The sequence below is a fragment of the Mesorhizobium sp. M2A.F.Ca.ET.039.01.1.1 genome, assembly GCF_003998035.1.
GTDB lineage: Bacteria > Pseudomonadota > Alphaproteobacteria > Rhizobiales > Rhizobiaceae > Mesorhizobium.
This window is the reverse complement of sequence record NZ_RZRY01000597.1, coordinates 1-3,859: the sequence shown is the minus strand read 5'-3', so window position 1 is coordinate 3,859 and position 3,859 is coordinate 1. Positions and strand designations below refer to the sequence as shown.

Here is a 3,859-nt window from a genome sequence, read left to right as displayed (position 1 = left end):
CCGCCGGTGTTCTCGTGGCTGGCAAAGACCGGCGGCGTCGCGCCGGAAGAAATGATGCGCACCTTCAATTGCGGCATCGGCATGACCCTCGCCGTCGCCTCCGGCCAGGCGGCGCAGGTGGCGGCGGTGCTGCAGGAAGCCGGCGAGACGGTGACGCCGATCGGCCGGATCGTGCCGCGCCGCGACGCCGGCGTCATCTACAGGGGCTCGATCGGCCTATGAGCAGGAAACGCACGGTCGTCCTGATCTCAGGGCGCGGCTCCAACATGACGGCGCTGATCGCGGCCGCCGCCGATCCAAGCTATCCGGCCGAGATCGTCGGCGTGATCTCCGACCGCGCGAACGCCGCCGGCCTCGGCATCGCCCAGTCGCGCGGCATCGCCACCAAGGTGATCCAGCGCGCCGACCATGCGAGCAAGGATGCCTATGACGCCGCGCTCGACGCCGCGCTCACCGGCTTCGGCGCCGAGATCGTGGCGCTTGCCGGCTATATGCGCATCCTCGGCCGCGGCCTCGTCGAGAAATGGCAGGGGCGCATGGTCAACGTCCACCCTGCTTTGCTGCCCGCCTTCAAGGGGCTGGACACGCACGCGCGGGCGATCCGCGCGGGCGTGCGCATCCATGGCTGCTCGGTGCATTTCGTCACGCCGGAGATGGATGACGGCCCGATCATCGCGCAGGCCGCCGTGCCGGTGATGGTCGGCGACAATGAGGACACGCTTGCCGCGCGCGTGCTGAAGGCCGAGCATCGGCTCTATCCGCTGGCGCTAGGCCTCGTCGCCGAGGGCAAGGCGAGCATGGAAAAGGGCCACACCGTGCTTGCCCATTTCGCCGACGATGCAGAGAACGCAAGCTCGGTCGTGATGGCGCCGGACCCGCTGCGCGAGGAGACCGACCTCGAGCATCTGGCGCGGATCACGCCGTAGGGCCCTGGCCGGGAATTGCAGCATGGCGCTTACCCCTGAACTGCGGAGCCAACCCCTGGGTCAAACCGAAACGGACCGGCTGCGTAAGGCTTGGATCGACAGATTAGGCAGCGGCCCGTTTGCCCCCTTCTACATCGACGAGATCAAGCAGAAGGCCCGCGCCCGACTGGACAAGCAATCGTGGTCCTGAACAATGCCCGCGAGACAATTGCTTATCTTACGCCACGCCAAGTCGAGCTGGGATGACCCCAAGCTTGCCGATTTCGACCGGCCGCTCGCCCCGCGCGGGCAAAAGACCGCGCCGCTGATCGGGCGCGAGCTTTCGCGGCGTGGCTGGCTGCCGGATCTGGCTCTGGTCTCGCCGGCGCTGCGCGCCCGCGATACTTGGCGGTTGGTCGCCCAGGAGCTGCCGAAGCATGTGTCCGCGGATTTCGCGGAAGAGCTCTACGAGGCGGAGGCCGGCGCTATCCTGGCGCACGTGCGGCAGGTCAAGGCGACCAACCTGCTCGTGATCGGCCACAACCCCGGCCTCCAGCAGTTTGTGTTGCGGCTGGCCGGCGCCGGGTCGGATGAGAGCGTTTTCAAGAAGATCGAAGCGAAGTTTCCGACGGCGGCGCTCGCGCGGTTTACAGTAAAGGGCAACTGGGCGAATCTGGATTTCGGCGGCGCTCGGCTGACGCATCTCGTCAGGCCGAGGGATTTGGAGTAGACCCCGAAGCTGCCAATCTCCCGCCGCAAACAAAGGCGGCGGAGCAAGCCCGCCGCCTTTGGCAAAGCCTGAGACGTTAAACCTCAATTGCCCCAGATGCCCTGGCCCGGATCATGCCAGGCCTGCGACGGCGCCGATCCGGTGGTCATCGAGGTGTCGACATTGGTAGGCTTGGCGGGCTCGTGCTTGCGTACCGAGGCGGTGAGCCCGCGATCGACGCCGGCGGTCGGCTGGTTGACGTTGTCCGCGCCGTAATGATCGCTGCCGGCGAAGGCAGAACCCATGGCGAGAAGTATGGCTGCGGTGGTAAGGACGATCCTGGTCATTGCAAAAGTTCCTTTCGTTAAAAATGTGGAGGTCTTTGGGGGATCGAAGCGGCGTCAGCGGCCCCACAGGCCGTCGTCGTTGTGCCGGGCAATGATGTCGACGACGGTCCGGCTGGTTGCGGCCGTCACCGGAGCCTGGTGATCCGCCGTGCCGCGCTCACGGATCGAGCTGGTCATCATGTGATCGGCGCTGGCGGCCGGCTGCTTGGCGCCGTCGGCGCCGTAATGGTCGCTGCCGGCAGAGGCGCTGCCCATGGCAGCGGCGAGCATGGCAGCCGCGACGAATGCGGTCCTGTTCATCTCAATGTTCCTTGTCCTGTCGTTTCATCGGCGGCGCCTTGGGAGGATGGCCCGCTGCCGACAAGACCCGGAACAGTCCGGATTTATTCCCGATCAAGATTTCGGCTTCCGCGACGGGGATCGCGCAAATTGCCTGGTCGACGCACGGAAAAGCCCGGGCCAACGGATAGCCGGCTCCACAAAAACAGAGCGGCGGGACAAGCCCGCCGCTTTGAGGTCTGTCGAGGACAGATCCGTTTAATGGCTGCCGAACAGGTCGTGGTTGGCGCCCGTGACGATCGGCTTCTGGGCATCCGCGTCCGACTTCTTGACCGAAGCGGTGAACGAGGTGTCGACCGAAGCGGCCGGCTGGTTGGCGTTGGCCGAACCATAGTTGTCCGAGCCGGCGAAAGCGGCGCCGGTGGCAACGAGAAGGGCGGCAGCGGTAAGAGCGATCTTGGTCATTTGAGTTACTCCAGATTTAAGAATTGAGGTTGGGATTGATGGGGACGGGAGCCGCTTAGCGGCCCCAGATGCCCTGGCCGGATTCCGGCTGGTTCTGATCAGGCGTGATGTGGAGGTCGCGCTGCTCGAACTTGCGGATCGAACCCGTGATGGTGTTGTCGACCTTGCCCGCAGGAGCGGTCACGGCCGGCTGATTGACGTTGTCGGAACCGTAATGGTCGCTGCCGGCAAAAGCGCCGCTCGTGGCGATGAGGAGGGCAGCAGCGGCAAAAGCAATCTTGTTCATTTCAGGTACTCCAGATCTCAAAAGTCGTGTCCGTCTAGTGGCGTGCCGTGATGGAAATTCGCGTCGCTCGGACCACCCCGAAATGGGTCGGCCCCGTTGCCATTTCCAATCACGTAAAGTTGTGAACCGAACCGTTCGGTTCGATCTTGAAATTGCATGGAAGGCTAAGCGGCCAGACTCTTATCGTTTTGTATCAATAGGTTACGGCGATCACCCGTCGAGATGCCAATCTGACGGGACCTGCCAGCGTTCACCATGGCTACACGAACCGTCAACATTAATTGAACCGAACGGTTCGGTTTTATCACTTGCACGACCGGGCAAGCGGCCCCGCAGGCATCATGACCGGGATGGCGGCCGCCGGGAAACCGCGTTTGCCTTGCGGGCGGATCGATACTATCGGTTGCCTCAGGGAACCAATTCGGACGCCGCCCGCCACCCTCGGCGAAGGTCGGCGCCGTTGGGAGGAAACAGCGAACGAACGATGCGGCTGCTGCTTGTCGAGGACAATCGCGAACTGGCCGATTGGCTGAGCAAGACGCTGCGCCAGGCGAGCTATGTCGTCGACGTCGTGCATGACGGCGAGGATGTCGAGCATGCCTTGGCCGCCGGCGATCACGCTCTGATCATCCTCGACCTTGCCTTGCCCCGCATGGGCGGAATGGAAGTGCTGAAAAGGCTGCGGGCGCGCGGCAACCCGGTGCCGGTGATCGTGCTCACAGCCAATGCCAGCCTCGACGGCCGGGTCAAGGGCCTCAACGAAGGCGCCGATGACTATCTGGCCAAACCCTTCCAGATCGAGGAGCTGGAGGCGCGCATCCGCGTGCAGCTGCGCCGCGCCAACGACCGCACCGCGCCGGTCATTTCC

The 3,859-nt window shown here is 64.4% G+C and carries 8 protein-coding genes; 4 read left to right on the top strand and 4 right to left on the bottom strand.

Annotated elements, in window-relative coordinates; genetic code table 11:
- The 3 genes from EOA24_RS30110 to EOA24_RS30095 form a co-directional block, all read left to right on the top strand.
- Positions 1-222, top strand: a 222-nt coding sequence (locus EOA24_RS30110; RefSeq protein WP_245501885.1) for an AIR synthase-related protein, incomplete at its 5' end; no start/stop codon positions are given.
- Positions 219-926 carry a phosphoribosylglycinamide formyltransferase gene (gene purN, locus EOA24_RS30105; protein WP_126078168.1) on the top strand — a complete coding sequence of 236 codons (708 nt, stop codon included), beginning with the start codon at positions 219-221 and terminating at the stop codon, positions 924-926. The genes EOA24_RS30110 and purN, both read left to right, overlap by 4 nt.
- 193 nt (positions 927-1,119) lie before the next feature.
- Positions 1,120-1,635 carry a histidine phosphatase family protein gene (locus EOA24_RS30095; RefSeq protein WP_126078169.1) on the top strand — a complete coding sequence of 172 codons (516 nt, stop codon included), beginning with the start codon at positions 1,120-1,122 and terminating at the stop codon, positions 1,633-1,635.
- Between the two features lie 83 nt (positions 1,636-1,718).
- Here EOA24_RS30095 and EOA24_RS30090 read toward each other — a convergent pair whose 3' ends face one another.
- The 4 genes from EOA24_RS30090 to EOA24_RS30075 all read right to left on the bottom strand — a co-directional run bounded on the left by EOA24_RS30090 (position 1,719) and on the right by EOA24_RS30075 (position 2,991).
- Positions 1,719-1,961: a DUF680 domain-containing protein gene (locus EOA24_RS30090; protein ID WP_126078170.1), complete on the bottom strand. Its 243-nt coding sequence runs from the start codon at positions 1,959-1,961 to the stop codon at positions 1,719-1,721.
- A 54-nt stretch (positions 1,962-2,015) separates the two neighbouring features.
- The gene (locus EOA24_RS30085; protein ID WP_126078171.1) at positions 2,016-2,261 is read right to left on the bottom strand and encodes a DUF680 domain-containing protein; all 246 of its coding nucleotides are present in this window, start codon (positions 2,259-2,261) and stop codon (positions 2,016-2,018) included.
- A gap of 237 nt (positions 2,262-2,498) precedes the next feature.
- A complete protein-coding gene (locus EOA24_RS30080) occupies positions 2,499-2,705 on the bottom strand; it encodes a DUF680 domain-containing protein (protein ID WP_126078172.1) in 207 nt (68 codons plus the stop codon).
- Positions 2,706-2,760: 55 nt separating this feature from the next.
- Positions 2,761-2,991, bottom strand: a complete 231-nt coding sequence (locus EOA24_RS30075; protein WP_126078173.1) for a DUF680 domain-containing protein — start codon at positions 2,989-2,991, stop codon at positions 2,761-2,763.
- Positions 2,992-3,475: 484 nt separating this feature from the next.
- Here EOA24_RS30075 and EOA24_RS30070 point away from each other — a divergent pair.
- The coding region (locus EOA24_RS30070; RefSeq protein ID WP_127410383.1) for a response regulator at positions 3,476-3,859 on the top strand (384 nt) is incomplete at its 3' end.